This is a genomic window from Massilia pseudoviolaceinigra, from assembly GCF_030846505.1.
Lineage (GTDB): Bacteria > Pseudomonadota > Gammaproteobacteria > Burkholderiales > Burkholderiaceae_D > Telluria_A > Telluria_A violaceinigra.
Map to the genome: position 1 here is coordinate 1 of NZ_JAVCWL010000039.1, position 25851 is coordinate 25851.

Genomic DNA, 25851 nt, shown 5'->3' on the forward strand with positions numbered 1-25851 from the left:
ACCGGCTGATCCGTCAGCGCCATGATTGAAGGCGGGGTACAAATTCAATTGTGCCCACAACTTCGATTATGGACACAAAAATTCAACCACTCACCACACCTCGCAAGCGCGGTCCCTACAGACAGCACAGCACGGAATTCAAGCGCTTGTTGCGCAACCACCGGCGCAACGCGTTGCCGTGTAGCTGTCGAGCGCGCGATATGCACGGCTGACGGTCCCTACATTGAAGTAGTTCGTCCAGCCTTGTCGCGTCGGCCGAGTCTGAAAAAGAAGGGCGCGTTCTGGTGGTCGTGCAGCGACTACCCAGCCTGCAAGCAGGCCTACAACGATGTGAAGGGCAAACCCGACTGCAGCAAACCGAAGACCGCCGCAGCAACGTGAATCATTTTTCGAGGAAAACGTCATGACCGAACGTGAGACCACCATCATTGCCTTCCAGACCGAAGGCGACAGGAACAAGACGGTACTTGAGCGGATTGCCCCCGCCGGTGCAGGTACAGGCGCCAGCACCATCGTCGACAAGCTGCAGGATGCACTCAGGCCAGGCTATCAGGTCGAGTTCGACCCGGCCGAGGCCTACCTTGCCGGCGCTTCCGACGAAGACGCGTTGAGCGAGGCCGATGCATTGGCCAGCGCGCACGACTCGTTTGTTTGCGCGCAACCGCGCACAGGCACCGATGCCGGCCTGATTGCGCCAACCCTGTTGAAGAAATAGCGTGTGGTCTTATCCACCGCGTAGCGCCAGGCCTGGTTCCCACATGGTCCAACCGGACGCGAGAAACGCGGGAGCCCGCAAAGTCGATGACGACGCAATGCAAAAAGTTGCCCCCATGGAAAGCGAGAAAAAACCGTTTCACGAACCCGTCGCGGAAAAGCTGATCGCCCAGCTCAAGCAAGGCACCGCCCATCGCAAAGCCCTCCAGGTGTTACGTGAAGATACTTACGAGGCCGTCCACGAAGCTTTACGCTGACCTCAAGGTAGTCGAATTCCAGGGCGCCGCCAACACGTCGGTCGCGCTTGATTGAATCCACCAGCGAGGATTTCCATGAACCAAATTAACGTCGATCATTTAACGCCGAACCTCAACGCCGCCGCGTCTGGAAATGTCGTCCTGCCGGTAATACCGGCCAATCTCCAGATGGACGATGTTCAGACGGCGTTCCTGGCGATGCCTGAACAAGGGAGCCGTCAATATTACGCCTGTCCCACGCCGCCCACCGACCCCGCCGGCCTCCTTGAATCGCATTTCAAGGGCGTGGCCAGCTTCGCGGACAAACTGATTTTTACCCACACGAACCTGGATCCTTGCTGGGACCCCAGTGCTCCCAGCGCAGACGGCAAATACCTGATCGGAGACATCGTCGGTTCGGGCGGCCAGGGCGAGATCGACGAGGTCGGCGATACAGCGCCCTCCGCTTGGCCTCACCCCTGCGCCGCGCAGGCCTGTGGCAGTTTCATGGCCATGGGCATTCAGAAATCGGCGAGCGGCAGCGGTTCGGACGCCTCCGAAATCCAGGTCTACGATCTACGCGATTGCCTGCTTGGTCAACCCATCACCGTGCTAGGAACGATAGAACGACCCGAAGACGGCATCAACGGAGTCGGCATGACCAAGGAGGCCGGTCCCGACGGCAAATACCTGATTGCAGGCGTCAACGGGAGGGTACTGACGGTGTATCGATCCACGACATCGACGCTTGTGCCATGGGGTGCGACCAAGTTTGTCCAGGTGCTCAAGGTGTGCGACTTTCCGGAGTCGGGCGCCGGCCTTGCGCTCATTACACAGACGCACGGCGGCGTGTTCCTGGTGTCGCTCAACGCCGATGACGACGGGGCTAATTCCCGCATTGGCCTGTTCAAACTGGACCTGGATGCCACGCCTCCCGCCTGCATACCCTTGCTGAAGAAGGAGATGAACATTCCGGGGATGAGTGATTCGCTGACGATCCTGGAAGCTTATCTGGATGCACAGCCCTTGTGGGGCCCCGTGCTGGGTGGCCTTCTGAAACTGGGCAGCAATTTGCTCAACAGCTCGTTTCGGTGGGGTAAAGGCTTGTCGATCACCTCCGCCGCCAGCATGGAAATCTACGCGACCGACCGTAATGTCGTGCCACTGTCGCACCTTCCCGATAGCGGCTCGAAGAAGGATTTTTCCGTCGTGGTATGGGCAAGTTCGCCCACGCCGCCACGCCGCGGGAAATAGCCAGCGGCGCCTGCGGTGGCGCGCAGGCGGCATTTGCCTGAAGGCTGAAAAGGGCCCGTTGCTGGACGCGCCATGGTCCGGCGCACGCCGCACAATGTCATACCTTTCTGCAGAGTGTCTGCAATCAACCAACCTCGAAGGAGTTTAGAATGAGCAACGCAACTCAAACCGTCAGCATGATCAACCTGGCCTATTACAGTGGATCCCAGGACGGCTGGAACACCGGAGGGATACCAGGCGGTGCAAATGGATCGTTTGTAAATCCGGACGGCAATTTGCCGTATGGTTTCCTGCAGTTCGGCTCCATGCCCATCACCGACGCAATACCTGCATCCTTGTTCCTGGTGGCCGCCGTTGACGGCGTCAATGTCGTCCCCTCGTCCGGATGGTCCAAGGTATGGGATACCACAGGCTTGACGGGCGGAGAAAACGGCTACCTGTATGTTCCCACGGCGCCGCCAGGATATGTCGCACTGGGTGCAACGTTCACAAATACCGGGACGCCTGCCTTTCACGTAGCGTGTGTCCTGGAACAATTTGTGGTGCCAGGCACTGCGGTTGAAATCTGGAGCACCGCGGACATGGCCGGTGGGGCCGATCTCACGCTGGGCATCGCAGTGTTGGAGCCAAACAACTATCCACCGACTCCAGGCAGCACGACAATGATTCCTATCCCGACGGGCACTTTCTTCAATTTCAATGGTGGAACTGCCAATCCTGCTGCGAACATGCTTCAGCAGTGTGTTGTGCAGTAGTGAGAACGAGGTAAGCGTCGGCCCAGCGCCGTCTTGAGCCAGCTGTCGAATTGATTGATGATAGCGTCACACCGCTGGGAAGCGGCGTGTTGTTAGGCAGGTGCCAACTGCCCGGCGCAATGCCAGGGCAGAAACTCGTCAACACGGTTGACGGGATGATCGGCGATGTGGGCTAGCACATGGCGCAACCAGGCTTCGGGGTCGACACCGTTGAGCTTGGCCGTCCCGATCAGCGAGTAGATGGCGGCAGCGCGTTCGCCGCCCGTGTCGGCGCCGGCAAACAGATAGTTACGGCGACCGATGGCAACCCCGCGCAGAGCGCGTTCTGCGGCGGAGTTGTCGATCTCGATCAGGCCGTCATCGCAATAGCGCGCCAGCGCCGGCCACAGATTGAGGGCGTACAGGATCGCCGCCGACGTATCGGACTTGCGTGAGAGTTTTTCAAGCATGCCTCGCAACCATCGCTCCAGATCGTCGATCAGCGGTTTGGCCTCGGCTTGTCGTGCCTGGCGTCGCTCGTTCGGGGGCTTGCCGCGGATCTTCGCTTCGATCGCGTACAGCTCACCGATGCGGCGCAAGGCTTCGCTCGTCAGTGCAGAGGGTCTGGCTTCATGCAAGTCGTAGAATTTGCGGCGCGCATGCGCCCAGCAGGCCGCCTCCTGGATCGTGCCGTCCTCGTAAAGCGCGTTAAAGCCTGCGTAGGCATCGGCCTGGAGCACGCCCTTATAGTTGGCAAGGTGGGTTTGCGGATGGATGCCTTTGCGGTCGGGCGTATAGGCAAACCACACGGCCGGTGGCGTGGTGTCGCCGCTCGGCCTGTCGTCGCGCACGTAGGTCCACAGACGCGCCGTCTTTGTCTTCCCATTGCCTGGTGCCAGCACCGGAACCGGGGTGTCGTCCGCGTGCAGCTTGGCACCGGCGAGCACATGGCGCCGGATCGCGTCGACCAAGGGACGCAACAGCGCGCTGGCAGCACCGACCCAGCTGGCGAGCAACGCGCGATCCAGATCGACACCGTCGCGAGCATACATGACTGCCTGCCGGTACAGCGGCAGATGGTCGGCGAACTTGGCCACCAGCACGTGCGCCAGCAAGCCCGGCCCGGCGATGCCCCGCTCGATCGGCCGGCTCGGCGCCGGCGCCTGCACGATGGCGTCGCAGCAGCTGCATGCCAGCTTTGGACGCACATGGCGGATCACGGCTCGCCGGCACATATTCCAGTTGTTCAGCCACGTCTTCGCCCAGGTGGCGCAAGCCACCTCCGCAGGCCGGACACGCGTTGGCGCCGGGCGGATAGACCTTTTCATCGCGCGGCAGGTGCTCGGGCAGCGGCCTGCGCACCGATTTCCTGCGCGGCGCCCGATCCGCTTCGGGCATTTCCCGCTCTGCTTCGGCCTCGTCTGCCTGCAGGTCTTCCAGTTGCAATTCGAGCTGCTCAATCTGGCGGTCGAGCTTTTCCGACTTGCGGCCGAACTGCATGCGCCGCAGTTTGGCAATCATCAGTTTCAGATGTTCGATCTCTGCGGCCCGCGTGTTCAGCTGCGCTTCCAGGCCCAGGATCTGCTCATCGCGGGCCAACAGCAAAGCCTTCAAGGCTTCGATGTCGTTGGGCAGGTCGGCGGTGTTGAGCATGTGCCGAGTTTACGCGACCCGTTTCATGTTTACAAGGCCGACGTTGGCTGCCACGTCCGTTCCGGGCGCCGCCAGTCAATTCCCTCCAGCAGCATCGACAGCTGCGCCTGGCTTAGCGTTACGCTGCCGCTGCTCGCTTGCGGCCAGACGAAACGGCCATTCTCAAGCCGCTTGGCCAGCAGGCACAGGCCATCGCCGGTCCACCACAGCACTTTGATCATGTCGCCGCGCCGGCCACGGAACACGAACACGTGGCCGCTGTACGGATTCTCCTTGAGCGCACTGTCCACCTTTGCCGCCAGGCCGTTCATACCGGCGCGCATGTCGGTGATGCCGGCTGCCAGCCAGATGCGCGTGCCTGCGGGCAGCCCGATCATGGCAGCAGGCGCGCCAGCACTTGGGCCAGCGCCACCGCATCAACGCCACCTTCGAGTCGCAGCTGCGCACGGCCCACCGTCAGCAGCATGACGCCCGAAGCCGATAGTGCAGGCTTGGCAGCCACGTCTGGCGAATCCAGAACGGTGACCGGCATCAGCGCGGCCGGTGCCGCGTTCACCGCGCCGTGCAGGTCGGCGAATTGTCTGCGCCAGGTGAAGACCTGGTTGGCATTGATGTTGAACTCTTGAGCCAGGCGCGACACCGACGTGCCCGCGACAAGAGATCTGGCGACGACTTCTCGCTTGAATTCCGTGCTGTGCTGTCTGTAGGGACCGCGCTTGCGAGGTGTGGTGAGTGGTTGAATTTTTGTGTCCATAATCGAAATTGTGGGCACAATTGAATTTGTACCCCGCCTTCAATCATGGCGCTGACGGATCAGGCGGTAAAGATGTCAGTGGGAAGACGCTTACCTCGGGACCACTAATTTCTAGGTATAAATTTTACTAGAAAAAATTCTTCCGTTAATTAAGGCTAGCTCAAGTTAAATAAACAAAAAAAACCTCATTTTTGGGTTTTTTTGTCCTTGGTTCTATTGGACAGGCGTACATTCAGCTAGTAGCATTAACTCCGCCGCACGACAAGCCGCATATACGTAAGGCATCCAAAGACTGGAGGTGAATGTATTCCAAGAAGCCTACACTTTGAATGTAATTTACGTTTGGGTAATGTTTTTAAGATGCAAGCGAATGAAGTGCTTTTCGAAAGAAATTGTATCAATTAATTTCTATTATAGTCGCTTTGTAGGCATTGCCCATGTTGGAGAAATACAAATCTAGCGATGAAAGAATTTATATTATGAAAGAAGGGAGCAGGAACGTTCCAACCCTAGAACCAGCGCCGAACGCCACGGCCTAGATGCGGCTCGCGCTGGGTCCGAGAGTGCTATGGCTTGGCTTGCGCACAGTTACCTCAGTGGCACATTTGGGCGAAAAGACGCCCCCAGTGCATATGCGATTGCTCAAGCGTGGGGGCGTTCGGAAAGCACGGAAAATCGCCACCGTGCCGGATATCTACATTCGCAGCTTTCAAGGGCTGAACTGGATACTGCCAAATCTCTGCTAACCCAATGCAGCGTTAAGAATGAGAGTGATTATTCAATAACGCTCTCACCATTTAACTAGACTGACCCTAGCTGACAAACGCCAATTCGGAATTTATTGATTCGGGAAACGGTATGCGACGCGCTGTAACCCACTCTCAATTCAGGGGGGAACTATGAAAACGTTAATTTTAGCAAAAATTGTTGCCTTGCTATCGCTGTTCGTATGCTGTTCGCTGAGTTATGCAGGAACTCCTGCACCACAGCGGCTACACAGGTTTATCGCGAAAACCGATGCGATTTCAACAAGTGGCAAACCGACTGCGGAAAGAGCTAAATTAGTCCATGCGGAGTACATGAAGAATTTCGCGGCTGATGCGGCGGCTATACGTGATGACGAGCTAGCCGAATTTTTCGAGGCAACGCAGCATATGATGTTCTATACGCTGGACAAGTCCCAATTACCTTCATTTGAAAGAATGTTCGCTCGCTTGGTTGACACAGGTAAGGCAACATCGGAACAATACGGACAGTTATTGCAGATATATTACGCTCTTCGCGAGTTCGAAAAAGCAAACGCTTTTTTAAAGCGATATGGTCAAAAGCGCTCCTCGCGAGAAACCATTGAGATAAACGACCTGACAAGCCCGTCGGCGCCGCGAACCGGCTGGGTTTTGGGGGATAACCGCCGCTTAACTCGGCTAGATTTGGATTTGAATTCCGGGAGGCATCTTGTTATTATTGTCTCCCCATATTGTCACTTCGCAATCAAGGCTCTGTCGGCAATTGAGAGTGATTCCACGCTAGCACCTTTGCTACGTCAGAAGGTAACGGTTATGGTAATGCAGGATTTCAATTTCTTTTACGATAAATATGCTCGCTGGAACCAAGTGCACCTGCTACTTCCTCTTGTCTTAACGCATAGTCGCGAGGAATGGCCTGAAGTGTCCCATTGGGTATCGCCTCTTTTTTTGTTTTTCCGCGATGGTAAGCTGGAGTCCAAATTTTCAGGATGGCCATCCGATGAAAATGTGGATAAGGTGTATAAAGGGTTGGGAATCACTTTTTCTTCCGCGAAAGCTATCACACAAGAATAGCTCATTCAGGACCCTGTCCGCAACTCAACATATCCCGTTAGATGTTCCCCTGAAGGGCCATGCCAGCATAGCACTGGCCACGACCCCAATCCACCCAAGTTAAGGATTTCGTCCGTGCTCAACATGGCTTTTGAGCCAGGTGTTTATGAGGTTTGGATTTACGCGCCTTTGACAGGTTTTCTCGATGGAGGCAGGTCTGTTTCGCAATCAGGTTCAGCACCTAACGCAAGCGCTTGGCGACCATGTTCCCCAGCAGCAGGGCCGGCATCACGGGTTTGCGCGCAGTGTGCGCGTAGGCATGGTTGATGCGGTCGATTTCGCGCAGGGTCGCTTGCTCATGGGCGGTCAACGACCAGGGTCTGCAAATTGCCGCACATGATTTTGGCGGCGACATCTTGTACCACGGCCTGCTGGGACAGGCCGGAAACATGCTCAAGATTGAGGCGGTGCTTGAGCCGGCGGAGCCGATGCGGCAGCGCCGTGTCAGTCAGGACCAAGCAAGTCGTGCGCATCGAGGATGGCGTAGATGATTTCCGGATGCCGGTCGAGGCAGCGCCGGATAGCGGTCGGGACCGCCTGGCGGGTCTTGCGGCACAGGCCCGGCCGTTCGGCGAGCACGATGCTCAGGCCGCGCGCGCTGCGCACTTCATTGTTGCTGGGCGTGATGTGCAGCACCACGCCGAGCTGGCCGTACAGGCGCTCGGCCAGCTTGTTCAGGTCCTCGTAGCTGGCGATATTTTCGATGTGCGCGAGCAGCTTCTTTTCTTCGTCGCGCGTCAGGCGCAGGATGCGCGTGTCGCTGTCGGCATCGGCCAGCAAGGTCTCGCGCTTGCACACGCAGGCACCAGGAGGACACTCTGTTCGGATCGGGAAGGGAAATGCCTGGAGCATCGTCATCAATCGCAGCAGCGGTGGGGCACGGCGGAATCACAGGGTAGCGCTGGAGCGGTGGGGCTGTCAATCGCCGCCCGTGATCGCGTCTTTAGCTGGTGCGCATGTCTGGTCCGGCGACCTGCCGGACGAAACGCATCAGCTTGGGCCAGAATCGGCCATCCTTGAAAGGGGAAGAGGAACCGGTTATATTTCTATTAGCGTTACGCTACGCAGTTCCCCTGTTTTTTTAGTCGTAGTGGATGAACGAATTTTTTGCGGTGACTTTTCCATCAGGGCTGAGGGAGACATCACAGTACGCTTTGTCAAACATGAAGCCGTAAAATAGAAAGGTGTGTTGCCCCATCGGAAAACGTTCTTGAGGAAAGCCATAGTGTCGAACAGAGACTTTGCCGCCAGGTTCTTTTTTGTAGCCAATACTTTTTTCAAATTTTTCGATCTGCACTGAGATATCAGAGCCCAACTGGATTCCGTCACAATAGACCCGCGCCGACCTTTCAGCGGACCAGTTCGAATACCAGACGAAAGCCAGGGCTGCACCCGGAACGACAATAATGCCGATGGCGACTTTCAAAAGTGAGTAGACGACGTCCTTCTTGGACTCTGATAAAGAAAGCATATTTGGGCTAATAATTTCGTAAAGTATTCCGAGCTACTTGCAACATTCCTGACGTGGCGAGCAGAGATGAGCGCCTGAATAGGCATTTTTTGCCAAGAATTTGCCCAATCTGAGTTGTCAGCGCCAGCAGGCAAAACATCGAATGCGACTTGACCTTGTCGGGCATTGTCATGCCAGGCATCCCGCGTCAATCCTTACGAGCGCAGGGATTGTCGCGACTCAAGGAATCGGGTTCCCTCTTGTGCTGGCTGAACTCAAGTCGCCCGCCCATGTATTGACTTCAAACTTCGATAGCTGGTACGTTCACGCGGTGGCCGAGTTCCGCATTCCCGTACGTGCGCACCACCTCCGAAATTACCACGTGATACCCATCGAGCCATCTGGCCTGGGCCGCCTTGGCTTGCAGATGCGCCGGGTGTTGCATCAGTGCCTGCAGCGCTTCCAGGCTCTCCCAGTAATACACGTTCGAAAACAGGCCGGTCGCGCGGTTCTCCCACGCCTCCTCACCCAGATAGCCGGGCAGCGCCTTGGCGGCGTCGGCGATGAGTTTGTCGAGCTGGTGGAATTCTTCGTCGAGATGTTTGGTGCCGAAGATAAAAGTGGAGGAGTACATGGCCTTGATGGTGAATGAGTGAGCTGCGATTGTGCCATGTTGGTATCGATATTGCTGGCCAATCATAATTGCGTGAGAGAATGCCGCACATTGTCGTGAAGGAATGCCGTGAACTGGAAGCCGAACAAGTGGATCGCCACTGCCCTGAACATCTTTTTCTCCCCGCTCGGCTTGGTCTACGCCGGCGCGCCGCGTCTGGCCGCGCTGGTGTTCGGCGGTGCCATGCTGCTTATGTTCGCCATTTTCTTCCTGCTGCCGGGATCCCTTTCCGCTACCGTCATGGTGGCGTTCCAGGTGGCGCTGGCGGTGGTGTGCATGACTTGCGCCTACCGGATCGCCGCGCGCGCGCCGGTGCGCGCAGTCAGGCCCGCGTCCACGCGTTGGTATGTCCTGCTGGCGATCATGCTGACGTATTTCACAACCGTCGTCGGCCTGCGCGCCTTCTTTTACGAGACCTTTCACGTGCCGTTCACGTCGATGGCGCCCGCCATTGAATCGGGCGCCCATCTGCTCGTGCAGAAATGGGGCTACGGGCATGCCAGCTCCTTCGGGATCACCTTCGCATCGCGTCCGATTTCCGCGCCAATGATGCGGGGCGATCTGATCGTGTTCGAGTTTCCGCGTGATCCGAGCCAGCAATTCATCAAGCGCCTGGTGGGTCTGCCGGGCGACAAAGTCGCATACCGCGACCGCCAGCTCTTCGTCAACGGCGCTGCCACACGGGTGCGCGAGCTCGAAGCATACGTGGAACCGGAACAGCTGGTGACCTTCCAGCGCTTCGAAGAGCAACTCGGCAATGTGCGCTTTCAAATCTTGCTGCGCACGGACGAGGCCCGCAGTATCAAAGAGCCCGATGATTTCGCATTCAAAGAAAACTGCGTCTACGAAGCCATGGCGATGCAATGCGAGGTCCCGCCCGGTCATTACTTCGTCATGGGCGACAATCGCGATAACAGTTACGACAGCCGCTATTGGGGCTTTGTCCGCGCCAACCAGGTGGTCGGCAAGGTGGTGCGCATCATGCAGTAAGGCGCCGCCTCAGGTTCGCCTTACTTGATGCACACCTGGCGCACCATCTTGATATCGGTGATCCCGGAGAGCACCTTTTCGATGCCATCCATTTTCAGCGTCATCATGCCATCCTCCAGCGCCGCCGCGAGCAGGGCGGCCACGCGGCTGTGCTCCTGCAGCAGCTTCTTGACCTTGTCGGTGCCGATCATCAGTTCGTGCAGGCCGACCCGCCCACGGTAGCCCTTGTTGCACTCGGCGCAGCCGACCGCCCGGTACAAGGTAAATTTGCCGTCCGCGTTGGCATAGCGCTGGCGCCAGCCGGCCAGCACCTGCGCGCGGCCGGCGTCCGGGTCGGTGATGAAGGCCTCGGTCGAGAGCAGTTCCGTGCAAAATTCGGTGAGCATCAGCTCCACCTCGGCCGCATCGGGATGGTAAGCCACTTTGCACGAGGAGCACAGGCGCTTGGCCAGGCGCTGCGCCAGGATGCCCAGCAGCGCATCGGCAAAGTTGAACGGGTCCATGCCCATGTCGAGCAGGCGCACGATCGATTCGGGCGCGCTGTTGGTGTGCAGGGTCGCCAGCACCAGGTGGCCGGTGAGCGAGGCTTCAATGCCCATGCTGACCGTTTCCTTGTCGCGCATTTCGCCGACCATGATCACATCCGGGTCAGCCCGCAAGAATGCCCGCATTACCGTCGCAAAATCCAGCCCCGCCTTGCGGTTGACCTGCACCTGGCGCAGTCCCTTTTGCGTGATTTCGACCGGGTCTTCGGCGGTCCAGATCTTGGTGTCGGGCGTGTTGAGGTGGCTGAGCACCGAGTGGAGGGTGGTGGTCTTGCCCGAACCGGTCGGTCCGCACACGAAAAACAGGCCGTACGGTTTTTCGATGGCGGCGCGCAGGCGCTCCAGGTTAAACGGCAGCACGCCCAGCTTCTCGAGCGGGATCGGCTCGCCGGCGGCCAGGATACGCATCACGATGTCCTCGACCCCGCCCGACGATGGAATGGTCGCCACGCGCAGCTCGATGTCGAGCGGGCCGTATTTTTTGAACTTGATCTTGCCGTCCTGCGGCTTGCGGCGCTCCGAAATATCGAGGTCGCACATGATCTTCACGCGCGCCACCAGCGCATTGCGGTAGCTGGCCGGGATTTCGATGTACGGCACCAGCGAGCCATCCTTGCGAAAGCGGATGCCGGTCTTGCCCTTGCCCGGCAGCGGCTCGATGTGGATGTCCGAAACGCCCTGGCGGTAGGCATCCATGATCACCTTGTTGAGCAGCTTGACCAGCTCATTTTCGACTGCGGCCGAGACGTCGAGCGTGCCCTCGCCATCGACGTCATCCTGGTCCATCCCGGACAGCAGTTCGCCCACCGAGCCGCCTTCGGCATCGACGGCGGCGCCGAAGAACTGTTCGGCGGTGCGCCGGAAGTCTTCGCGCGTGGTCACGCGGTAGACCACTTTGGCCTTGGGGAAGATCTGGTTGACGATCTTGCTGGTGTTGATGCGCTCCGGGTCGAGCGCCATCACCACCAGGCCCTCGGTGGTTTCCTCGAGCGGCAGCCACTGGTTTTCTTCAACGTACTGCGCTTTCAGGTTGCGCAGCAGCTCGCCCGGCTTGATCCGGTCCGGCTTGTACGGCTCGTACGGCGTGGCGAAAAACTTCGCCAGCGATTCGCCGATCGCCTGCGCGCGCACCTGGAACTCCTTGATCAGTACTTCCTCGATATCGAGGTTCTTCTTGCGCGCCGAGCGCGTCGCCAGTTCCAGTTCGGGCGCCGACAGCACCGCCTCGTGCACCAGCCCCACGTACTTGGTGCGCACCGTCTGCGGCGGTTTGAGGCGCTGGCTGAAGGCCACCGACAAGGTTTCGCACAGATCGCGCACACCTTCCTCGCACACCTTGGAAAACGGTCCGCCCTTGCGGTTGTTGATGAACTGGATCACGCCGAGCAGCTCGTTCGACTGCACCGTCAGCAGCGGCGCGACCAGCATCTCGCGCGTGCGATAGCCGGTGCGCTGGTCCACCCCGCTCTGGAAATGCAGGCCGGGCGCCAGGCGCTGCAGTTCTTCCTCGTCGTAGGCGTCGCGGATGTTCAGGGCCTTGCGGCTCATCGCCACGAAGCCGGCGATCGAGCTCGGCGAAATCGACAGGCGCAGTTCGCGAAACGTTGTCAGGCCGGTCTTGACCTTGGAGACGATATGATCGTTCTCGGGCGTGACGGCGTACAGGGTGAAGCGGTCGCAGTCGAACAGGTCGCAAAAATCCATGCCCAGGTCGAGCATGATTTCATCGAGGTTGGCGGTCGCGTGAATCTTGTTCGTGACCGCCTGCAGCCGTCTGGAGAAGTCCAGGCGCGCGCCCGTGTCTTCGTCGTTACCACCTTGCTTGCCGCTTGACGCTTCGTTCATGGGTGCTTTCGCTTTCGACAGGTGAGAGCCAGGTTCAGTTCAGTGCGACTTCGAGACCTTCGTACGCCAGCACCACGCGCAGGCCGGCGGGCAGCGGCCCGTGGCGCCCCAGCGCATCGGCGAAGACGGCTTCGAGTTCGTCGTCGCCCCGGGTCGGTTCATGGTGGGTGCAGTACAGGGTGCGCGCTCCGACCCGCACCGCGCTGGCCAGCGCGGCGTCGAAGGTGCCGTGCCCCCAGCCGCGCTTGGACGGGTATTCGTCGCGCGTGTACGAACAGTCGAAAATGAGCGCATCGACGCCCTGCATGGCGCGGTCGATGTCGCGCTGGCGCTGTTCCATCTGCAGCTGGTACGGCGCATGGCGCTCGTCTTCCTCCGGATACAGGTTGTAGAAGGGTTCATGGTCGCCCGTGAAAAACAGCGACTTGCCGTTGCAGCTGATGCGGTAGCCCAGATTGACCACCGGGTGGTTCATGACCACGTTCTCGACCACCGCGTCGCCCACCGCGACGGCCACGCCCACGTCGAGCGTGCGGTATTCGATGGTGGCCGCCATCTGCGCTTCGCCGACGGGGAAATAACTGTTCTGGAGCTGCACGCCCATGATGTGCTCGATGCCCTGGCCGGTCGCTTCGTCGCGCGCGCCGTGCAGGCGCACCCGGCTCGTGGGGATGAACAATGGCGTGAAGAAAGGCAGGCCGTGGATATGGTCCCAGTGGCTGTGGGTGATGAAAATATTCGCGTTCACCGGCAGGCGCGTGAGCAGGTCCTGGGCCAGCGCGAAAATGCCGGTGCCGCCGTCGAGGATGATCAGGGTGCCGTCGTCGGTGCCCACTTCAATGCAGGTGGTGTTGCCGCCATAGCGGGCGGTGCGCGGTCCCGGCGAAGGAATCGAGCCGCGCACGCCCCAGAAGCGCAATTTCATGTCGTCACTCTCATGGCCGAAATCGTCGATGTTGCAATTACGGTCGATCATAGCGGTTTTGCCTGCGCATGGCTGCAAAATTTACCTGCGGAATCGGCCGTGCCCGCTTTCGTGCCGTTTTGCCCACGCTTTTTGCGCGGCGGTGTACAGGGCCGGCGGGCGGCGCTACACTCGTCCGTATTACCACGAAGTAATGGTATGGCGGCATCCTGAGACGGGCGGAACCATCCTCATGCAAGCGACTGACCGATGACAAAGCGTGCGCGCATGCTGCGCAAGTACGGCCCGCGCTGGCTGCTCGGGCTGGCCCTGACCGTGGCGGCGGCGTTGTCCACGCTCGGCTTTTTTCACAGCGATTCGATCGAGCGCATGGACGGCTTCGTGGCCGGCCTGCGCATGCGCATCGAGGCACCCGTGATGGACGCGCGCGTGGTAATCGTCGATATCGATGAAAAGAGCCTGGCCGCGATCGGGCGCTTTCCGTGGAGCCGCAATATCCAGGCCAACCTGGTCACGCAGCTCACGCGCCACTACGGGGCCGGCGCGGTCGGTTTCGACATCTCTTTTCCGGAGCCGGATACCTCGTCCGGCTACGCGGTGCTCGAACGCCTCGCCGACGACGAACTGGCCGGGGTGGCGGGCCTGAAGGCGCAGCTGGCGGACCTGAAAGCCGGCATGGATTACGACGGCTTGCTGGCCGAGGCCCTGCGCGGCCAGAACGTGGTGCTCGGCTACAACGTGTCGGACAAGCTGCGCAAGGGCGTGCTGCCGCCCCCCGCGTTCACCCTGGAGAGCCTGAACGGGCGCGAGCTGCTGGCCTACACCTCAAGCGGCTACGAGGCCAATATCGCGCGATTGCAGCAAGCCGCCGCCGGCGCCGGCATCTTTACCGCGTCGACCGATGCCGATGGCGTGATCCGCTCCTCCATTCTGCTGCAGCGCATCGGCGACGCCTATTACCCGTCGCTGTCGCTGGCCACGGCGGCCGTATATCTCAAGGCGCGCGCCATCGCGCCGTATTTCGACACCACCGTCGAACAACTGTCGGACGCCGAGAAAGACAGTGGCAGCGCCGCCTTCATCTCGCTGTTCCTGCCGCACGGCCAGTTGCGCATTCCGGTGGGCGAGGGGCTGACCACCTACGTGCAGTTTCGCGGGCGCGGCGGGCCGGCTGGCGGCGCGTTCCGCTACGTGTCGGCGGCCGACGTGCTCACCGGCGCGGTGCCGCCCGCGCAGTTAAAGGGCGCGCTGGTGCTGGTCGGCTCCACCGCGCCCGGCATCAACGACCTGCGCGTCACCCCGGTCAACCCGGAATACCCGGGGGTGGAGGTGCACGCCAACCTGCTCAAGTCGATCCTCGACAACGACTTCAAGGCGCGCCCCGCCGAGGCCTATCTGTTCGAGTGCCTGCAGGTGCTGGCGTTCGGCCTGGTGCTGGCGCTGGTGCCGGCGCTGCTCTCGCCATTCAGGGCGGTGCTGCTGACGACGGCGGCGCTGGCAGCGGCCATCGGCATCAATTTCTACCTTTATTATGAAGCTGACATGGTGCTTAACGCGGCCGTGCTGGTGCTGCTGATCCTGGCGCTGTTCGTGCTCAATCTGGGTTTCGGCTACTTTGTCGAGGTGCGCAAGAGCCAGGCGCTGGTATCGCGCTTTCGCGAGTACGTGGCGCCCGAGCTGGTGGCCGAAATGGCCGAAAATCCCGAGCAGTACACCATGGACGGCGAAAGCCGCGAACTGACCGTGCTGTTCATCGATGTGCGCGGCTTTACCACGATCTCGGAACAGCTCACGCCCAAGGCGCTGCGCGAGTACATCAACCTGTACCTGACCGCCATGTCGGAAGATATCCGCGACAGCCACTGCGGCACGCTCGACAAATACATCGGCGACGCCGTCATGGCCTTCTGGGGCGCGCCGGTGGCCTTTGCCGACCATGCCCGGCGCGCGGTCGCCACGGCGCTCCTGATGCAGGCCGGCGCCGCGCGCCTCGATCTTGAATTCCAGGCGCGCGGCTGGCCGCCCCTGAAGGTTGGGATCGGCATCAACAGCGGCTTGATGCACGTGGGCGACATGGGCTCGAAAATCCGCCGCGCCTATACGGTGATGGGCGACGCCGTCAACCTCGGCGCGCGCCTGGAAGGCATCACCAAGGTGTACGGGGTCGGCATCGCGGCGGGAGAGGCAACGCGCCACGCCGCGCCCGAATTCGTCTGGCGCGAACTGGATCTGGTGCGGGTCAAGGGCAAGCACGAACCGGTCGCCATCTTCGAGCCGCTCGGCGCGGCCGATTCCCTCGGCGAGGCTGGCGCGGCGCGCCTGGCCACCTGGCACGCGGCGCTGGCGCTGGTGCGCGCGCAGCAATGGGATGGCGCCGAGGCGATCCTCGGCCAGCTGCAAACGGCCGAGCCCGACTGCGCCCTGTACCGGCTTTACCTCGACCGTATCGCTATTTACCGCGCCGCCCCGCCCGCGCCGGAGTGGGATGGCGTTACCACTTTCGACACGAAATAGCGCGCCTGGCGTGGTCGTTTTTGCTTGCATTTGTCATTCTCTTAACGTCGGCTGACTCCGCCATACAACGCTTCGCAGAAATCCGCCGGATCGAACAGGAATTTCTTACTCGCACGAGGCAGCACGATTACACTCGACAGAAAAGCGCAAGCTGTGTTGTCAATGCTTTCCTCCGGGGTTGAACCTATGCCAACGATAAAAACACACCGTAGAGCTCATTCATGAAACGACCTTTTGCCCGCCTCGCCGCCGGCGCCGTGCTGGCCGCCGCCGTGGGAGCGGCCTGGGCGAACGAGCCCGCCGCGACCGATCCCATCCGCTTCGACATCAGCCGCTTCGACGTGGCCGGCAACACCTTGCTCGCCTCGTCCGACATCGACGCCGCGCTGCAACCGTTCGCCGGCAGCGGGCGCGATTTCGGCGACGTGCAGCGCGCGCTCGAAGCGCTCGAAGCGCTGTACCACGCGCGCGGCTACCAGGTCGTCACGGTGCGCCTGCCCGAGCAGGAACTGAACCGCGGCGTGGTGCGCCTGGACGTGGTGCAGACCAGAATCGGCCGTATTCTCGTCAGCGGCAACAAGGTGGTCGATGAAGCCAACGTGCGGCGCGCCCTGCCGGCCCTGCAGCCGGGCCGCACGCCCAACCTGGACCGCGTCTCGGCCAACCTGCGCATGGCCAACCAGAACCCGGCCCGCAAGGTCAGCCTGAACCTGCAGAACGGCGCCGCCGACGACGAACTCGACGCCCACCTGGCGGTCGTCGACGACAAGCCGTGGACGGTCATGGTCAATCTCGACAATACCGGCACCGGGCAAACCGGCAAGACCCACGCCGGTGTGGTCCTGCAGCACGCCAACCTGTGGGGGCGCGACCATGTGGGCAGCGTGCAGTACACCACCACGGTCGAGGAACCGGGCAAGGTCAGCGTGTACGGCGCGGGCTATCACATTCCTTTATATGAGCTGGGCGATTCGGTCGACCTGTACGCCAGCTATTCGGACATCGATTCGGGCGCGGTCACGGCCGGCATCTTCAACCTGGCTGTCAGCGGCAAGGGCACGGTGGCCGGGGTGCGCTACAACCAGACCCTGGCCCGGCGCGGCAGCCTCGATCCGCGCCTGGTGTACGGGTTCGACCACAAGGCGTACAAGAATAGCGTGCTGCTCGCAGGCCAGAATTTCGGCAACGATATCACCGTCCATCCGCTCAGCGTGACGTACCTGGCCAGCACGCCGCTGGCCGGGGGCGACATCAATTTCTCGGCCGGTCTGGTACGCAACCTGCCCGGCGGCAGCCGTGGCGGCAGCGCCGACTTCGCGCGCACCCGCGCCGGCGCCAAGGCTGGCTACACCGTGGCGCGCTTTGCGGCCGGCTTGAACCGCGCCTTCGGCGCCGACTGGCAGCTGCGCGCGTTATTAAATGGCCAGATCACGGGCGACGCCCTGGTTCCGGGCGAGCAGTTCGGCGCCGGCGGCGCCTCCTCGGTGCGCGGCTTCGACGAGCGCGCCGTGTCCACCGATTCGGGCCTGCTGGCCAACCTGGAACTCTACAGCCCCAATTTCTGCGCCGCGCGCCAGCGCTGGCAGTGCCGCGTGCTGGGCTTTGTGGACGCCGCCCACGGCCGCCGCAACGAGGCGCTGCCGGGCGAAGCGGCACGCGCCACGGTGTCCAGCGTCGGCCTGGGCTGGCGTTTTTCGATGGGAAATTCGCTCAACATGCAGATCGATTACGGCCACGTGCTGCGCCGGGATGCCGGCGTGAGCGACAAGAATAAAGTGCATGTGCGCGTAGGCCTGGCCTACTAAAGGTGAAACAAATGACGATCCAGAACCATTTCCCGCGCTTGTTGAAGCGACTTTGCCTGCCGCTGCTGCTGGCTTTCGGCGGCGCTCCCGCATCCCACGCCGCGCCCGGCTCGCCGCAGGTGGTCGCCGGCCAGGCGACGTTCGGGCAGCAGGGTAATGTCTTTTCAATTACCAATACGCCCAACACCATCATTAACTGGCAGAGCTTTTCGGTGGGGGCCGGCGACATCACGCGGTTTATCCAGCAGGATGCCAATAGCGCCGTGCTCAACCGCATCACCGGGCAGGACCCGAGCCGCATCCTCGGCGCGCTGCAATCGAACGGCCAGGTATTCCTGATCAATCCGAACGGCATTCTGTTCGGGCGCGACGCGCGCATCGACGTGGGCAGCCTGACCGCCTCGACCCTGAACCTCACCAATGCGGATTTTCTGGCCGGCAAGCGCAACTTCAGCGGAACGCCCGCGGCCGGCGGCATCGTCAACCAGGGCGCGATCACCACGCCCGGCGGCGGCAAGGTATTCCTGATCGCGCCCAATGTCGAGAACAGCGGCATCATCACCTCGCCGCAGGGCGACGTGGTGCTGGCGGCTGGCCACAGCGTGCAACTGGTCGATTCAAGCAATCCCGATCTGCACGTGGTGGTGTCGGCTCCCGCCAACGCCGCGCTCAACCTGGGGCAGGTGATTGCCCAGGGCGGCAAGATCGGCATTTACGGCGCGCTGGTGAAGCAGCGCGGGCTGGTCAGCGCCAACAGCGCCCAGATCGGCGCCAACGGCAAGATCGTGTTCAAGGCGACTGGCGATGCGCTGCTCGAAGCGGGCAGCGTCACCAGCGCGACCGGGGCCGGCAAGGGCGGCGAGATCAGCGTGCAGGGCGAGCGGGTCGGCATGACCGGCGACGCCCGTATCGACGCCAGCGGCGCGGACGGCGGCGGCACGGTGCTGCTCGGCGGCGGCTACCAGGGCAAGAATGCGCTGGTGCGCAACGCGCGCCAGACGGTGATGGGCAAGGCCGCCTCGATCCGGGCCGACGCCACCGGCAGCGGCGACGGCGGCACCGTGGTGCTGTGGTCCGACGGCGCCACGCGCGCCTACGGCAGCATTTCGGCGGCGGGCACCAGGGGCGGGCTGGTGGAAACCTCGGGCTACCACTTGGACGTGAACGGCATCCGGGTACGCACCGGCGCGCGCGGCACCTGGCTGCTGGACCCGTACGACGTGACCATCGGCGTCAACGGCAGCCTCGACCTGCTCGATACGGTCGATGAATTCACCGATACCCCGCCCGACACGATGACCTTGATCGATTCGTCCAAGCTTGACGGCGCGGCGGGCGCGGACAATATCGTGATCCAGGCCCGCCACGACGTGCTGGTCAACGGTGCCATCACCCGCCCCGGCGGCACCACGGGCAGCCTGTCGGTCGAAGCGGGCAATAACATTTCCGTCGATGCCGACATCACGACCTCGGGCGGGGCGCTGACCTTGAACGCCAATGTCGCCCCGTACGCGAGCGGCACCGGCACCGTGGCCATCAATGGCGCGCTCAACACCGGCGGCGGAAACCTGATGCTCAGCGGCCATACCATCAGGCTGGGCAACACCGCCAGCGCCCCGGTCAACACCGGCAGCGGCTACATGGCGTTCGTCGCCACCGACACGTTCCAGGCGTTCTCCGTGGCGCCCTTGCAGGGCAGCGGCAACATCGATATCGTGGCCGACAACGTGCAGCTCATGGGCGGCATGATCGGACCGGCGCTGTCGCAGCGTCCTGTCGTGAGCATTTCTCCCTACACCAGTTACCGCGACATCGTCGTCGCCACGGGCGGCCCGACGGCGTCGCTGCTGCGCCTGTCGCAGTTCGACCTGAATCCGATCCACGCGCAGGAACTGATCATCGGCTCGTCTGCGCATACGGGCAAGATCCTGGTCGCCGCACCGCTGGGCGGCCAAGCGACCCCGGCCGAGATGACCGTGCTGCGCCTGCGTAGCCAGGGCAATATCGAGGTGAACGCGCCCATCACCCTGGCGCCCGGCACCGGCACCAAGCTGGCGCTGGAGCGCGCCGGCCTGACGACAGGGCTGATCAATATCGGTTCCACTGGCGCCCTCAGCGCCGACAACGTGCTGCTCATGTCGGACAATATCAACATTGGGGCGAACATCAGCGGTACCGGCAGCGCCGGCGGACACGTGGTGCTCAGCCCCGGCAATCCCAGTACCAATATTCACATCGGCAACAACGCGCTCGACGCCACCGGGCGCCTGGGACTCAATACAAGCGAGCTGACCAAGATTTTCGCGCGCCAGCTGAGCATCGGCGGCGAACTGGCGCAAATCGGCGCGGTCGACGTCAACGGCGCGCTCGACCTGACGGCCAGCCTGCTGCCCACCAGCAAGCTGACGATCAACGCCGGCAACGGCGCCATCAACCTGCTCGATCCGCTTATCACACCGGGTGCTTTGGTGCTGTCCGGCGCGAGCGTCGGCAACAGCAGCACGGCACCGGCCCGGGCCGGTGCGATCGGGCTCCAGACCAGGCAGCAGGCCGGCTCGGCATCGACGCCGTTCTACACGCAGACGGCCTACCTGACCGCCAACAACACCGCCGAGACCGGCAACGGCCCGATCAATATCAGCAATACCGGCACGCTCAATCTGGCCAGCGTCACCCAGAGCGGCGGCAACAACACGGGCGCGATCACGATCGTCAACAAGGGCGGCATGACAGTGCTGAAGGACGATCCGGTCTCGACCAGCGCGGTCACCGTGAGCAGCCTCGGCGGACCAATCACTCTGTCGACCCAGAGTCCGCTGACCATCAACGGCAGCGTGGCGTCGAATGGCGGCGCGATTGGCTTGCAGGCCGGCAATGGCGGAGTCCTGACCATCGGCACCAGCGGCAGCGTGGCCTCCGGCGCGGGCAACATCGCCATGGTAGCTGGCGCGATCGTCAACGATGGCAGCGTCAGCGCCACGTCCGGCAATATTTCGGTGAGCGCTGCCTCGCTCAGCGGCAGCGGCACGATTGCCAGTTCCAGCGGCGCGGTGACCGGTGTGCCGGCGGCCGTGCCCACCATCGACGCCTGCATCGCCACGCCGACCCTGGCCGGTTGCGCCACGGTGCTGGCCGACGCGGTGAGCGCCTGTACCGCCAATCCAGCGCTGCGCTATTGCGCCGCCGTGCTGCCGAGCATCGGCACCTGTATCGCCAATCCCGCCACGCCTGGCTGCAGCGCGGTGCTGCCGTCGCTCAGCGCCTGTATCGCCACGCCCACCGCGGCCGGCTGCAGCGTGGTGCTGCCGACCCTGGCCGTGTGCACCAGCGCGCCATCGACCCCGGGCTGCAGCGTGGTGCTGCCCACCCTGGCCCAGTGCGTCGTCAATCCTGCCCAGGCCGGCTGCGCGCAGGTGCTGCCGAGCCTGAACACCTGTATCGCCGCGCCCGCCACCAATGGCTGCACGGCGGTGCTGCCGACCCTGGCCGCCTGCCTGGCGACGCCATCGCGCGCCGGGTGCGTGGCGGTACTGCCAACCCTGGCCGCCTGCGTGGCCAGTCCGACCCAGGCCGGCTGCAGCGTGGTGCTGCCGTCGCTGGCGGCCTGCAGCGCCAGTCCCGGCCTGCCCGGCTGCTCGGTGGTGCTGCCGAGCGTGGCCCAGTGCGTGGCCGCGCCGACCCAGGCCGGCTGCGCGGTGGTGCTGCCGAGCCTGACCCAGTGCATTGCCGCCACCAGCCTGCCAGGTTGCAGCGTGGTGCTGCCGTCACTGAGCCGTTGCGTGGCCAATCCGGCCACGCCGGGCTGCGCGGTGGTGCTGCCGTCGCTGAGCCAGTGCGTGGCCAATCCGGGCGCCAGCGGATGCTCGGTGGTGCTGCCGACCCTGGCGCAGTGCGCGGCGAATGCGGCCGTGCCGGGTTGTAACGTGGTGCTGCCGACCATAAACCAGTGCGTCGGCAATGCCGGCCTGCCGGGTTGCGGCGCCGTCCTACCGAGCTTGCAGAGCTGCGCGGCCAATCCGGGCGCGCCGGGTTGCTCGGTGGTGTTGCCGACCCTGGCACAGTGCAGCGTGACGCCATCGCTGGCGGCCTGCAACGTGGTCTTGCCGAGCGTGGCGCAGTGCACGGCCGCGCCTGGCCTGGCCGGGTGCGTGGCGGTCTTGCCGCCGATTGCGCAGTGCGTCGCCACGCCGTCGGCGCCGGGCTGCGCGGTCGTGCTGCCGGGCCTGAGCCAGTGCGTGGCCACCCCAAGCGCCGCCGGTTGCAGCGTGGTGCTGCCGACCGTGGCCCAGTGCGTGGGTAGTCCCGGCCTGCAAGGCTGCAGCGTGGTGCTGCCTCCGGTAAATAGCTGTGTGGCCAATCCGGCCCTGGCGGGATGCGCCGTGGTGGCGCCGCCGCAGCAGCTCGCCGACAGCGTGGTCAAGGAAGTCATCGTCAACACGGTCAACGCCATCAACAGCGTGACGCCATCGGACGACAGCAAGGCGCCGGAAAAAGTGGCGGGCAAGGATTCCGGCGCGCAAACCGCCGATACGAGCAACATTAAAGGAGACGCCAGTGAACTGCGCAAAAAGACGTACTGCAACTAAGGCGCTCGCGGGTTTCCTGCTGGCAGGGTCCTTCGGGCTGGCGTGGGGCGCGCAGGTGGCCGGTACCATCGTCAACCTGAGCGGTCCTTTGATGGTCAAGAAGGCCGATGGCAGCGTCAAGGTGCTGGCCTTGAAGTCGGAGGTGGAGCAGGGCGATACCCTGGTGTCGGAAAAGAACACCTATGCCCAGATCCGCTTCATCGACAACAGCGAAATTACCTTGCAGCCAGGGACCACGTTCAAGGTGGAGGCGTTCGCCTACGAGGCGGGCAAGCCCGATGCCGACAGCGCCAGCTTCAGCCTGATCAAGGGCGGGCTGCGCTCGCTGACCGGCTTGCTGGGCAAGCGTAACAAGGAAAAGTTTTCGCTCAAGACGCCGACCGCCACCATCGGCATTCGCGGCACCACCTTTATCGCGCAGTATGTGCCGATGGGGGCCGGGTCAACGGGGCTGGCGCGGCCGGGAATGCTGCAGCCCGGTTTGTATGTGTCGGTGATCGATGGGATGATCTCGATGTCGAATGCCGGCGGCAGCATGAATTTTTCGGCCGGGCAGTTCGGCTATACCCCGAATACGCTCAAGCCGCCGGTCATGGTGCCAGTCAATCCGGGCATCAGGTTCACCCCGCCGCCAGTGTTCAGCATGCAGACGGGGCCGGGTGCGCAAAACACCAGTGCGTCGGGCAAGGCGGCAGCGGTCGACTGCGAAGTGAGGTAGCACGCCGCCGCTGCTTGCGGATTTATTGCTTGGTCTGCGCGCCGGCGGCTTGCTGGCTGTTTAGCCGCTCCAGGTTGTAGGCGCGCGCGGCCGGCATTTCCTGTTCCGAGTACAGCCCATGCAGCAGCTCTTCCATGTCGGCGCCCGGCTGCGCGGCGGCGAGGAAGGTGCGGCTGCGCTGCTCCCAGTCGGACTGCACCAGCTCCGTGTCGTGCAGCTGCTGCGCGCGGTCCGCTCCGAGCACCTGCGTGCGCAGGGCCGCGACCCGCGCCTCGGGCGCGCCCGCCTTGCGCAGCGCGGCAACGTCGTCGCGCAGGCGGTCGAGCGCGGGATCTGCGGCCATGCCGCGCTCCTGCGTGTCTGCGGTGCGCGGCGCGCCCGGGCGCGTTGCCGCCAGGTCGGCGCGCATCTGCTTTTCTTCTTCCCGATACAGCGACCCGGCAAGCTGCTCGCCGAAATGCGCCACGCGCAGGGCATGCAGCTGGTCCAGCGCCAGCTCGGGCGTGAGGGCGGCGTCGGCGCGCTGGCGCTCGCTCAGTTCCGTTTCCGCGTCGCGGTAGGCGACGTAGGAGCGCAGCAGCCGCGCAAGCTGCTGCGCTGCCTGCGCCGGCAGCCCGGCTGTCATGCGCTTTTCGATCTGGTCCACTTCCTCCCGGCCAGGATGGTGCGGCAGCCCCGCCAGCAAGACGTCGAGCAGGATACTGGTACGTTCGTTAATCGTCAGGCTGCCATCGGCCGCGAGCGGGAACGATGGCGGATTGGCACGCTGCTCCGGGATGGCGCCGAACACCGGGCTGGCCTCGGCCAGGACGGTGAAGCTGCGCTCGACCGCCTGGTCGGTGCGCTCGCGCGCCGGGGCGGGCGGTTCGATGTCGGGCTCGCGGTACAGCATGAATCCGGCGGCCAGCAGGGCTGCGGTGCAGGCAAGCGGGCCCTTGATGCTCATTGCGCAGATTCCTTTTGCGGCGCGCGCTCGGCAGTCAGACGGATGTCGGCGCGCGTCTTGAGGGCCTCGATCCGCTGACCGAGGCGTTCCTGCATGATCTGCATGCGCAGGCCGGCACGCAACTCATCGAGCGGCGGCTTGGGCAGTTCTTTTGTGGCAATCAGTTGCACGATCTGCCAACCGCCTTGCGGCAATGCCCGCTCGATGGCCTGGCCGCTCGCCATGCCGGCTATCCGCGGCGCCAGATCGGTGTCCATTTGGGATGCCAGCACCCAGGCCGGCGCAAGCGGGCGGGCGCTGTTCGACCAGCGCCTGGCGACGTGCCCGAAGCGCTTGCCTTGCCGCAGTGCCGCCAGCGCGGCGTGTGCCCCCGCCGGCGTGGCCACATCGACGCTGGCGACCTGAAACTGGCGCTCCGCCGGCACGCCCTGGTAGCGCTGCGCGATGTCTTCGTCCGTGACGGCAATGGTCGATAGCATGTGGCGCACCAGGTCGCGCTGCAACAGGGTCTTGTAAGCGAGCTCGGCCTCGGCCACGATGTCCGCTGACTGATGCAAACCAAGTCTGACCGCTTCCTGCGCCATCAGTTCCAGGGTCACCAGTTCGCCCAGCACCGCCTTGCGGTCGAGCGCCGCGCGGGCGCTGGCACGCTCTTGCCGGTCATGCGCGTTTTCTTCATCGAAGGGATTGGCGCGGCCGGCGTTGGCATCCATGAGCGCGTCGAGCAAGGCCCTGCGTACAGGCTGGTCGCCGACCTGCGCGACCGTTTCCTGTGCCGGCGGCGCGGCCGGGGTAGCGGCCGGTGTAGCGGCATACGCACCCGGCAACGCCAGCAGCAGGACCAGACAGTGGCGGCCCAGGCTGGCCGATGTGAAATGAAAATCCATGGCTGATCCTTGTGCTGGTCTGGCGTGTTACGGCAGTTGCGCGCGAACCTGGTTGTACACGCTGGCGTCGGTCAACATCGAAATATGGCCGACACTGGCCGTCTGCACGCTCACGCCGCACTGCGCATTGCGGGCAGGCAGGATGACGCCATCGTTGGCGGACCACAGCGAGCGGTCGCAACCGGCACCGGCGAGCTGGGTGATGAACGACGAGCCAGGCCGCATGTCGAAGCACGCCGGGGAATAGCAACCGTAGGCGCTGGTGGTGCCCTTGTGCGGCGTGCCCAGGGTGATGAAGCGGCGCATGCCGGCCTCGCCGCCCAGCTTGGCGCGCTGCCAGCGCACCACCAGGCCGCCGTTCGAGTGCGCGATCACGCTCACAGGCTGGTTGCCGTTGTTGGCGCGTACGGAGTTAATGAAGGAGTTGAGCGAGGCGGCGCTGGTCCGGTCGCTGCTCACCATGGAGTTGTAGTTGAAGCCGTACAGCTTCGAGCGCGGATAGCCGCTGGCGGCAAAGCGCGCGACCATGGCGTCGAAGTTCGAGGACGAGCCGCTGTAGCCGTGCACGAAAATCACGGGTTCCTGGGCCATGGCCGCACCGGACAGTACGACGCCTGCTGCGAATAAACCAAGTGCGAGCGCCGATTTGGCGGCCTGGCGGAATGAATGTCGCATGTATATCTCCGTTTGTTGTAGATCAGTAAATGGGGCTTGTCGCGCTTGCGAAGACCGGTACGCGCTTTCACCCGGGGAGGAACCTGGT

General features: G+C 62.9%; 21 protein-coding genes and 1 pseudogene. 10 read left to right on the forward strand and 12 right to left on the reverse strand.

Annotated elements, in window-relative coordinates; all coding sequences use genetic code 11:
* Window positions 1-403 precede the first annotated feature (403 nt).
* The 4 genes from RBA40_RS28425 to RBA40_RS28440 all read left to right on the forward strand — a co-directional run bounded on the left by RBA40_RS28425 (window position 404) and on the right by RBA40_RS28440 (window position 2959).
* Window positions 404-715, forward strand: a complete 312-nt coding sequence (locus tag RBA40_RS28425; protein WP_306651830.1) for a hypothetical protein — start codon at window positions 404-406, stop codon at window positions 713-715.
* A 97-nt stretch (window positions 716-812) separates the two neighbouring features.
* On the forward strand, window positions 813-971 hold the full coding sequence (locus RBA40_RS28430; protein WP_306651831.1) for a hypothetical protein: 159 nt from the start codon (window positions 813-815) through the stop codon (window positions 969-971).
* A 75-nt stretch (window positions 972-1046) separates the two neighbouring features.
* Window positions 1047-2204 carry a hypothetical protein gene (locus RBA40_RS28435; protein WP_306651832.1) on the forward strand — a complete coding sequence of 386 codons (1158 nt, stop codon included), beginning with the start codon at window positions 1047-1049 and terminating at the stop codon, window positions 2202-2204.
* Window positions 2205-2353: 149 nt separating this feature from the next.
* A complete protein-coding gene (locus RBA40_RS28440; protein ID WP_306651834.1) occupies window positions 2354-2959 on the forward strand; it encodes a hypothetical protein in 606 nt (201 codons plus the stop codon).
* A 92-nt stretch (window positions 2960-3051) separates the two neighbouring features.
* On the opposite strand, the pseudogene tnpC reads toward RBA40_RS28440, so the two are convergent.
* The 3 genes and pseudogenes from tnpC to tnpA all read right to left on the reverse strand — a co-directional run bounded on the left by tnpC (window position 3052) and on the right by tnpA (window position 5345).
* A pseudogene (gene tnpC, locus RBA40_RS28445) lies at window positions 3052-4591 on the reverse strand (IS66 family transposase).
* Window positions 4592-4620: 29 nt separating this feature from the next.
* Entirely contained in the window at window positions 4621-4968 is a 348-nt protein-coding gene (gene tnpB, locus RBA40_RS28450; RefSeq protein ID WP_306651835.1) for an IS66 family insertion sequence element accessory protein TnpB, read from the reverse strand.
* A complete protein-coding gene (gene tnpA, locus RBA40_RS28455) occupies window positions 4965-5345 on the reverse strand; it encodes an IS66-like element accessory protein TnpA (RefSeq protein ID WP_306651836.1) in 381 nt (126 codons plus the stop codon). The genes tnpB and tnpA overlap by 4 nt, the downstream gene beginning before the upstream one ends.
* Before the next feature lie 899 nt (window positions 5346-6244).
* Between tnpA and RBA40_RS28460 the strand changes: the two genes are divergently transcribed.
* Window positions 6245-7165, forward strand: a complete 921-nt coding sequence (locus RBA40_RS28460; protein WP_306651837.1) for a hypothetical protein — start codon at window positions 6245-6247, stop codon at window positions 7163-7165.
* 220 nt (window positions 7166-7385) lie between these two features.
* On the opposite strand, the gene RBA40_RS28465 is transcribed toward RBA40_RS28460, so the two are convergent.
* The 4 genes from RBA40_RS28465 to RBA40_RS28480 all read right to left on the reverse strand — a co-directional run bounded on the left by RBA40_RS28465 (window position 7386) and on the right by RBA40_RS28480 (window position 9288).
* Window positions 7386-7514, reverse strand: a complete 129-nt coding sequence (locus RBA40_RS28465; RefSeq protein WP_306651839.1) for a hypothetical protein — start codon at window positions 7512-7514, stop codon at window positions 7386-7388.
* Between the two features lie 134 nt (window positions 7515-7648).
* On the reverse strand, window positions 7649-8002 hold the full coding sequence (locus RBA40_RS28470) for a hypothetical protein (RefSeq protein ID WP_306651840.1): 354 nt from the start codon (window positions 8000-8002) through the stop codon (window positions 7649-7651).
* 283 nt (window positions 8003-8285) lie between these two features.
* Window positions 8286-8675 (reverse strand): hypothetical protein, encoded by a 390-nt coding sequence (locus RBA40_RS28475; RefSeq protein WP_306651842.1) that lies wholly within the window; start codon window positions 8673-8675, stop codon window positions 8286-8288.
* A 280-nt stretch (window positions 8676-8955) separates the two neighbouring features.
* A complete protein-coding gene (locus tag RBA40_RS28480; protein WP_306651844.1) occupies window positions 8956-9288 on the reverse strand; it encodes an antibiotic biosynthesis monooxygenase family protein in 333 nt (110 codons plus the stop codon).
* A gap of 108 nt (window positions 9289-9396) precedes the next feature.
* Between RBA40_RS28480 and lepB the strand changes: the two genes are divergently transcribed.
* Window positions 9397-10317, forward strand: coding sequence for a signal peptidase I (lepB, locus tag RBA40_RS28485; RefSeq protein ID WP_306651845.1), 921 nt, complete (start codon window positions 9397-9399; stop codon window positions 10315-10317).
* Window positions 10318-10337: 20 nt separating this feature from the next.
* Here the strand turns inward: lepB and RBA40_RS28490 are convergent, their stop codons facing one another.
* Both RBA40_RS28490 and RBA40_RS28495 read right to left on the reverse strand, forming a co-directional pair.
* Entirely contained in the window at window positions 10338-12707 is a 2370-nt protein-coding gene (locus tag RBA40_RS28490) for a GspE/PulE family protein (protein ID WP_306651847.1), read from the reverse strand.
* Between the two features lie 34 nt (window positions 12708-12741).
* Complete coding sequence (locus RBA40_RS28495) at window positions 12742-13632, reverse strand: MBL fold metallo-hydrolase (RefSeq protein WP_306651912.1); 891 nt, start codon at window positions 13630-13632, stop codon at window positions 12742-12744.
* A 249-nt stretch (window positions 13633-13881) separates the two neighbouring features.
* On the opposite strand from RBA40_RS28495, the gene RBA40_RS28500 reads away from it, so the two are divergent.
* The 4 genes from RBA40_RS28500 to RBA40_RS28515 all read left to right on the forward strand — a co-directional run bounded on the left by RBA40_RS28500 (window position 13882) and on the right by RBA40_RS28515 (window position 23255).
* The gene (locus tag RBA40_RS28500) at window positions 13882-16146 is read left to right on the forward strand and encodes a CHASE2 domain-containing protein (protein WP_306651849.1); all 2265 of its coding nucleotides are present in this window, start codon (window positions 13882-13884) and stop codon (window positions 16144-16146) included.
* Between the two features lie 221 nt (window positions 16147-16367).
* Entirely contained in the window at window positions 16368-17951 is a 1584-nt protein-coding gene (locus tag RBA40_RS28505) for a ShlB/FhaC/HecB family hemolysin secretion/activation protein (RefSeq protein ID WP_306651850.1), read from the forward strand.
* An 11-nt stretch (window positions 17952-17962) separates the two neighbouring features.
* Window positions 17963-22537, forward strand: coding sequence for a two-partner secretion domain-containing protein (locus RBA40_RS28510; protein ID WP_306651852.1), 4575 nt, complete (start codon window positions 17963-17965; stop codon window positions 22535-22537).
* Window positions 22506-23255: a FecR family protein gene (locus RBA40_RS28515; protein ID WP_306651853.1), complete on the forward strand. Its 750-nt coding sequence runs from the start codon at window positions 22506-22508 to the stop codon at window positions 23253-23255. Before RBA40_RS28510 ends, RBA40_RS28515 begins: the two co-directional genes overlap by 32 nt.
* 22 nt (window positions 23256-23277) lie before the next feature.
* On the opposite strand, the gene RBA40_RS28520 is transcribed toward RBA40_RS28515, so the two are convergent.
* The 3 genes from RBA40_RS28520 to RBA40_RS28530 are packed head-to-tail and all read right to left on the reverse strand — an operon-like array spanning window position 23278 to window position 25763.
* On the reverse strand, window positions 23278-24201 hold the full coding sequence (locus RBA40_RS28520; RefSeq protein ID WP_306651855.1) for a lipase secretion chaperone: 924 nt from the start codon (window positions 24199-24201) through the stop codon (window positions 23278-23280).
* The gene (locus RBA40_RS28525) at window positions 24198-25088 is read right to left on the reverse strand and encodes a peptidylprolyl isomerase (RefSeq protein WP_306651856.1); all 891 of its coding nucleotides are present in this window, start codon (window positions 25086-25088) and stop codon (window positions 24198-24200) included. The genes RBA40_RS28520 and RBA40_RS28525 overlap by 4 nt, the downstream gene beginning before the upstream one ends.
* A gap of 27 nt (window positions 25089-25115) precedes the next feature.
* A complete protein-coding gene (locus tag RBA40_RS28530) occupies window positions 25116-25763 on the reverse strand; it encodes an esterase/lipase family protein (RefSeq protein WP_306651858.1) in 648 nt (215 codons plus the stop codon).
* Window positions 25764-25851 lie beyond the last annotated feature (88 nt).